Below are 6,439 nucleotides of genomic sequence, written 5' to 3'. Positions count from 1 at the left end.
AGGCGAATTTGCGCGATGAAGCGAAGGCAAAGTCACGCACCTTGTCGGCCTGAAACACCCACGTCTTCTTGCCCTTCGGCTTTCCCTTCTCTGCTGCCTTCGCTTCTTCCGGCGTGACGATGAACATGGGCTTCTTCAATTCACTTTGAGCTTTCTTCAGCCGCTCACGCTGAGTTTCGCTCAAAACGGCCTCCGCATTCTGCAACGCGCCCGTCGCCGCCACGAGATGATCGTCCGGCACGGTGAGGCGCACGGTGTAGTTGCCGAACTCGAGCGTGAACTCGCCGGTGCCGAGGAACTGCTTGTTGATCCAGCCCGCGTAATCGGTGTACGCCGCCATGCGCGGGAACCACTGCGCGATGGTGTAGATGCAGTTCTTGTCCTCCTCGAAGAACTCGTAACCCGTGCGCGCATTCAGGTGCTTGCAGTCATTTATCGGATAACTCCACGCGATCTTGAAGACAAAATCCGCGCCTGCCGCTAGCGGCTGAGGCAGATCGAGCCGAAGCATGGTCTTCACGACAGCATGCGGCAGGGCTTCACCTTTGCCATCGGTCAGCTTGCTGATCTTCATCACGCCATCGTAAGTCTCATAGGTCAGCAGCCGGTCGAGCGCCGAATAGGTGATCTTGCTCGGATCGATGCCGCGCTTTGTGTTCGGCGCGGCCCGCGAGTCCGCATTGTGCGACAGATAATTCTGGTCGAGCTGTACCCACAGATACTCCAGCGCATCCGGTGAGGCATTGTGATACGTCACCGTCGCCTCCGCCGTGATCGTGCGCTTCACATCATCCAGCTCCACCGCGATGTCGTAGTCCGCCGTGTTCTGCCAGTAAGCCGATCCAGGTGCCCCGGAGGCAATGCGCTGTGCCGAAGGCGTTGGCACCGTCTGATCCAGTTGCTGAAACTTGCCGACGGGAGCACCGGATTCGGCAGCGGCGAGCAGTGCGGCGGACAAAAAAAACAGGGCGGGTTTCATGGTGCGCATTGTTCCGATTCATGACGAAATGGCAAGCACCGCGTTATTGCGCGGCAGCGTCCTGGAGTGCGCCGGACCTCCGGCGCTTTCGAGCGTCTCCAGGCCTGCGAAAAGCTCCAGAGGACTGGAGCACTCCAGGACGCTATCGCGCCTTTCAGGGCTCTGGCTAACGATAAACCCTCTTGCCACCGCCTCGCGCTTCTGATTGCATCGGCGGCATGACTCCTCCGCCTGACTTCATCTCCCGTCGCGATGCACTCAAAGCCACCATCGCCTCCGTTGGTCTCAGTGCGCTTGCTTTTGAGCCAGCGCGTGCCGCTCCAGCCACCACGCCCGATGCACGACGTGGATCGACGAAGAAATACGACATGCTCAAGTCGATCAACCTCTGGGCCTTTCCGTATCCCGAGCGCATGACGCTGCGGGAGTGCCTGCAACTCGCCAAAGACGCCGGATTCGACGGCATCGAGCTGAATTACGATCTCGACAACGACCTCTCGCCCAAGCACGGCACGCAGGACTACAAGGCCATCCGCAAGATGGCGGACGACATCGGCATTCAGATCAGCGGGTTGTGCTCCTTCCTGTTCTGGCCTTATCCACTGACGAGCAATGATCCCGCGAAACGCGCTCAGGGCATGGAGCTGGCCGGAAAGATCGCTCAATGCGCGCATGATCTCGGTGTGGAGAATGTGCTCGTCGTGCCTGGGGCCGTTCACATTCCTTGGCGCACGGATCACGAGCCGGTGGCGAATGATGTGTGTGATGCGCGTGCGCGTGAGGCAGTCGGACAACTCGCGAAGCAGGCGGAGAAACTCAAAGTCTGCCTGAACATCGAAAACATCTTCTTCAACGGCTACCTCATGACACCGATGGAGATGAATGCCTTCGTGGACGGAATCGGTAGCGACCATGTGCGCGTGCACTTCGACACGGGAAATATCAGTATGTTCCAGTTCCCCGAGCATTGGGCCAAAGTGCTCGGCAAACGCACGAAGAACGTCCATTTGAAGGAGTTCACGAAGAAAGGCACCGACTTCAGCCTCGAAACTTTTCGTCCGCTGCTTGATGGCACCACGAACTGGCCTGCCGTCACCGACGCACTCGCTGAAACCGGCTACAAAGGCTTTCTGACCTTTGAATACTTCCATCCGTATGCCCATTACCCGGAGGCGCTGATTTACCAGACTTCTGATTCGCTGGATCGCATCCTCGGCCGCAAAGCATAGTAGCCATCTCGCTCCGCGAGATGAGCTGGAGGCTTTCGCCATCGAGACAACCTCTCGTACTTTCCCCGCCGAGTCGTTTCGGCGAGAGCGCATGGCTCATCACGCGAAGCGCTGATGGCTACTTTGCTTCGCATGAAGCCGATTGAGCAGGCCGCAACCTGCGCGTATGACAACCGCATCACCTCATGTCTTGGGAAACACTGCTACTTCTGTTCCTCGCCGGGCTCAGTGCCGGCTTCATCGACGCCATCGCCGGTGGTGGCGGTTTGATCTCAGTGCCGGCTTTGTTATGGGCCGGATTGCCGCCGCAGATGGCACTGGGCACGAACAAGATGCAATCCACCTGGGGCACGCTGATGGCGGTGCGGAAGTATGCGAAGGCTGGGCTTGTGAAGTGGGCCGATGTGCGGCTTACGGTGCTCATCACATTCGTGTTTGCCTGTCTCGGCACCTGGACGGTGACGCAGGTGAGCAATGCGGTGCTGAAGCAGATCGTGCCGTGGATGCTGCTGGGCATCGCGGTGTATGTGTTGCTCAGTCCGGGGCTGGGGAAGACAGCGGCGAAGGCGAGATTAAGCCTCGTAGCTTTCGCTTGTCTCGCAGGCAGTGTGCTGGGCTTCTACGACGGGTTCTTCGGCCCTGGCACCGGCACGTTCTGGGCGATGGCCTGCATCTCGCTGCTCGGACTCGAACTCACACGCGCCACCGCTTTCACGAAGGTCGTGAATCTCACGAGCAACATGGCGTCGCTGCTGGTTTTCGTGATTTCAGACCGCGTGCATTACCCCATCGCCTTCGCCATGATCGCCGGGCAGCTCATCGGTGGGCGACTCGGCGCTGGCATGGCGATTCGGCACGGTGCGCCGTTCATTCGTGTCATTTTCATCACCGTCGTCTTCGCGATGGTGATCAAACTGCTGTGGGACCAATTTGGCGTGCGATGAGGATTTATGGCGTCCGGCATGAAAGTGCAGGCCGTAATTGCCTCACCCTCTCAAATGCCTATGATCGCCGCTCCCATGCCAACCATTCAGTCTTCGGCCCAAGGCCGCCAGTTTCCCAAGTTCGATCTCGCCCGCCTGCTCGGCACCGTGTTCAAACCGACCTTCGGGCGTAAAATTTGCATCCTTATCGACCTGCCGGATCTCGCCGAGACCAAGGATCACGCGTTCTTGAAAAATCCTGCGCGTGCGGTGCAACGCCAGGCGTATGAGAATTTTCATCTCGGCCTACAAAACGGCGTCGCTGACGAACTGGTGCTCAAAGGTGGCGAAATGTATGCCTACACGCAGACCACCGGCAGCAATCTCGACATGCCCGACCTGTGCGTGGACATGAGCGGCAAGGAACTGAGCCTCGAAAAGGACATCTACCCGAACTTCGACATCATCCTCTGCATCTCCACTTTTAGCGCCACCGCGCCGCTGACGGCCTTTGCGAAGCAGTACGGCTTCCGCGGAGCCACGCTGCATGGCGTGAATGATGTGATCCTCAATTCCGGCCTTGCCGTCGATTATGAAGAGGTCAGCGTCGATGCGGAAAAGCTGCGTCGCGCCATGACGCGGGCGGATTGGGTGGAGATCGACTTCACCGTCGCCAACGGACCCGACATGACCGTCCGCCTCGAATTGAACCGACAGGAAGCGCAGAAGAGCCACGGCCTCTGCCAGGGCGACACGCCCGACATCGCGAATCTGCCTGCTGGCGAGGTATATTTCGTTCCCACCGGCGCAGAGGGCACCTTCCCGCTCAAATACGAGGACGGCACACTCGGCAAACTCACCGTCACCGGCGGTTGCATCATCAAAGCCGAACTCATCGAAGGCAAACAGAGCACCATTGATGAGCACAACACCAAACTCGCCGATGATCCGATGACCGGCGTGCTGGGCGAGCTTGGATTCGGCACGCAGGTGCTTCCCGTGTCCGGCGCGGACATTCAGGACGAAAAAGTGCTCGGCACCTGCCACCTCGCCACTGGACGCGACGATCATCTCGGCGGTCACATCACACCGCAGAAGTTCAAGCGCCATCAGAACGCCACGCACGACGACATCCTCTTCGCGCCGCACAAGACACCGAACTTCGACATCAAGCAGACGCGCATGTTCCGTGATGGCAAGATCACCGTCCTCAACGAGCACTTCCAGCCGTCGAAGTATCTGCTGGATGCGCTGGCTGATGGAGCATAGGCATCCTGCCTGTCCGCGGATCGAGGCGTCCCGCCTTTGAGCCTCTGACCGTCGTCAGGCTGGAAGCCTGACCTCCGGTTATCGCGCATCGCCATCATGTCTCATCAGCCGCTCAACATTCACGCCGGCACGCAGATCGTCACGAAGGTCGGCGTGCATGGCAGCAACAACGCGCTCGTCCATCCATGTGGAGCGGTGGGGATTGTGACACGCACGCCTTGTGGTGGCGAACAGCATTATCTCGTGCGTTTTCCGGATGGATTTGAGGCTTCGTTGCTCGTAGAGGAACTCGAAGTGCTCAAACACTTCAAAGACCGCCTCGAGCCCGCTGGCGCACACGACTTCGATCTCGAAGAACACGTCATCTACCGCTGCATCGTCGGCTCCCGAGCCTACGGCCTCGACACCGACGCTTCCGACACCGACCTGCGCGGCATTTACCTCGCTCCGGCGGAGCTGCACTGGTCGCTCTATGGCGCACCGGAGCAGTTTGAGGACAACGCCACGCAGAGCTGCTACTGGGAGCTGCAAAAGTTCCTCGTCATGGCCTTGAAGGCCAATCCCAACATTCTGGAGTGCCTCTACTCGCCGCTCGTGGACAAGGTGACGCCCATCGGCAGCGAACTCCTCGCCATTCGCGACAAGTTCCTGTCCCAGATGATCTTCCAGACCTTCAACGGTTACGCATTGAGCCAGTTCAAGAAGATCGAGCAAGACCTTCGCAATCAGGGCGAGGTGCGCTGGAAGCACGCCATGCACCTCCTCCGCCTGCTCATGACTGGTGCAGCCACGCTCCGCGAAGGCCGCGTCCACGTCCACGTCGGTGCCCGCCGCGACCAACTCCTCGCCGTCAAACGCGGCGAGCTGAGCTGGGAAAAAGTCGATGCCTGGCGGCAGGAACTGCATCATGACTTTGAGCAGGCGCTGGCAGACACGAAGCTACCCGAGAGGCCGGACTACGAGGCGGCGAATGAGTTGCTGGTGGAGGCGAGGACTCAAAAGAGCCGGACATCAACCAAGAACTTGCCCTCGCTTCAGCTTGTGGTGCTCCGGGTCGCTGATCTGGAGCGATCCGTTGCGTTTTATCGCCTGCTCGGCCTCAAATTCCGGCGACATCAACATGGCAAAGGGCCACAGCATTTTGCTGCGGAGTCGCCAGAGGGCGTTTTTGAACTCTATCCACTCTCCAACGAACTCGAAGCATCAAAAGGCACGCGCATCGGTTTTTGTGTTCCTTCCGTCGATGAGGCGGTGGCAACAATAAGGCAATCGCGTCCAGATTCGATCCTCGCCGAGCCAAAACCTTCCGAATGGGGAAAACGCGCCGTGATCACTGACCCGGATGGGTATCGAGTGGAACTGACAGAGTCATGACGGCAGAACATGTTGCCGCCCCTGCTCGAAGCGACTATCACTCGACCATGAGCACCGCAATCGCTCTTCAACCCGTAACCTGGCAACGCATGGCAAAAGGCATCGACGACGTGAGACAGCGCCTCGAACGCGCAGCCGCCGCGCTGGCAAAACTCGGCGTTCATTACGCCGTGGTCGGTGGCAATGCCGTTGCAGCCTGGGTTTCACGTGTGGATGAAAGCGCGGTGCGAAACACGCGTGACGTGGACATCCTGCTGCGCCGCGAAGACGCTGAGAAAGCCCGCGAAGCTCTCGAAGCCGCCGGCTTCGTGTATCGGCGTATTGCCTCGCTCGGCAAAGCTGGCGCGATGGATGTCTTCCTCGACGGACCTGATGCCAAGGTGCGAGACGCCGTGCATGTACTCTGGGCCGGTGAGAAACCCGTGCCGGATGCCATCGAGAACACGCCCGAACTGCATGAAACCGAAGTCGGCGAAGGCTTTGCACTCGTGCCTTTGCAGGATCTCGTGCGCATGAAGCTCATCTCCTTCCGCGATAAGGACCGCATGCATCTCCGCGATCTGCTTTCCGTTGGCCTCATCGGCGAAAGTTGGACTGGGCGCTTTCCGGGAGAACTCGCTGCACGCCTGCAAATTATCCTAGATGACCCAGAGGGCTGAAAAGCT

At 59.2% G+C, this 6,439-nt stretch carries 5 protein-coding genes and 1 pseudogene; 5 read left to right on the top strand and 1 reads right to left on the bottom strand.

What is annotated here, in order from left to right:
* Window positions 1-979 (bottom strand): annotated as a pseudogene (locus ACKVY0_RS04575) (aminopeptidase); the annotation flags it as partial.
* A 218-nt stretch (window positions 980-1,197) separates the two neighbouring features.
* Between ACKVY0_RS04575 and ACKVY0_RS04570 the strand changes: the two are divergent.
* The 5 genes from ACKVY0_RS04570 to ACKVY0_RS04550 all read left to right on the top strand — a co-directional run bounded on the left by ACKVY0_RS04570 (window position 1,198) and on the right by ACKVY0_RS04550 (window position 6,433).
* The gene (locus ACKVY0_RS04570) at window positions 1,198-2,208 is read left to right on the top strand and encodes a sugar phosphate isomerase/epimerase family protein (RefSeq protein WP_409213611.1); all 1,011 of its coding nucleotides are present in this window, start codon (window positions 1,198-1,200) and stop codon (window positions 2,206-2,208) included.
* 185 nt (window positions 2,209-2,393) lie between these two features.
* Window positions 2,394-3,152, top strand: a complete 759-nt coding sequence (locus ACKVY0_RS04565; protein ID WP_409213610.1) for a TSUP family transporter — start codon at window positions 2,394-2,396, stop codon at window positions 3,150-3,152.
* Between the two features lie 75 nt (window positions 3,153-3,227).
* Window positions 3,228-4,400, top strand: a complete 1,173-nt coding sequence (locus ACKVY0_RS04560; protein ID WP_409213609.1) for a hypothetical protein — start codon at window positions 3,228-3,230, stop codon at window positions 4,398-4,400.
* A gap of 96 nt (window positions 4,401-4,496) precedes the next feature.
* A complete protein-coding gene (locus ACKVY0_RS04555; protein WP_409213608.1) occupies window positions 4,497-5,774 on the top strand; it encodes a DNA polymerase beta superfamily protein in 1,278 nt (425 codons plus the stop codon).
* A gap of 47 nt (window positions 5,775-5,821) precedes the next feature.
* Window positions 5,822-6,433, top strand: coding sequence for a nucleotidyltransferase family protein (locus ACKVY0_RS04550; protein ID WP_409213607.1), 612 nt, complete (start codon window positions 5,822-5,824; stop codon window positions 6,431-6,433).
* Window positions 6,434-6,439: the final 6 nt, after the last annotated feature.

The sequence above is a fragment of the Prosthecobacter sp. genome, assembly GCF_046154365.1.
Taxonomy (GTDB): domain Bacteria; phylum Verrucomicrobiota; class Verrucomicrobiia; order Verrucomicrobiales; family Verrucomicrobiaceae; genus Prosthecobacter.
The sequence above is the reverse complement of the archived record's forward strand: the minus strand, read 5'-3'. Positions and strand labels throughout refer to the sequence as shown.

Excerpts from the sequence above, each read along its gene's own strand:
- ACKVY0_RS04570 (WP_409213611.1), top strand. The coding sequence starts at position 1,198 with ATGACTCCTCCGCCTGACTTCATCTCCCGTCGCGATGCACTCAAAGCC.
- ACKVY0_RS04565 (WP_409213610.1), top strand. The coding sequence starts at position 2,394 with ATGTCTTGGGAAACACTGCTACTTCTGTTCCTCGCCGGGCTCAGTGCC.
- ACKVY0_RS04560 (WP_409213609.1), top strand. The coding sequence starts at position 3,228 with ATGCCAACCATTCAGTCTTCGGCCCAAGGCCGCCAGTTTCCCAAGTTC.
- ACKVY0_RS04555 (WP_409213608.1), top strand. The coding sequence starts at position 4,497 with ATGTCTCATCAGCCGCTCAACATTCACGCCGGCACGCAGATCGTCACG.
- ACKVY0_RS04550 (WP_409213607.1), top strand. The coding sequence starts at position 5,822 with ATGAGCACCGCAATCGCTCTTCAACCCGTAACCTGGCAACGCATGGCA.